The sequence below is a fragment of the Mesorhizobium sp. WSM4836 genome (assembly GCF_055811815.1).
This window is the reverse complement of the sequence record NZ_JBVVQF010000157.1, coordinates 1-245: the sequence shown is the minus strand read 5'-3', so window position 1 is coordinate 245 and position 245 is coordinate 1. Positions and strand designations below refer to the sequence as shown.

Below are 245 nucleotides of genomic sequence, written 5' to 3'. Positions count from 1 at the left end.
ACTGCATGGGCCGCGAGCGAATCCCGGCCGATCAGACCCATCAGGAAAGCCGACGCATTGAATACCGTCGTTTCGAAACCCAGCGTGATCGCGATCGGCAGCCCCAGCGTCCAGACCTGACGTTGCCGTTCCCGGTCGCGCGTCCAGAACCGTCCCATCAGGCGGTAGCGGCGGAAACGCCGGTCCAGCAGGATGACGGTGAGCAGGCCCAGGAACAGGAAGCAGGATGACAGGCTGCTCGCCAG

1 pseudogene is annotated in these 245 nt (G+C 64.5%); it reads right to left on the bottom strand.

From position 1 onward, the window contains the following. Nucleotides 1-245 (bottom strand): annotated as a pseudogene (locus tag AC0L2P_RS32500) (MATE family efflux transporter); the annotation flags it as partial.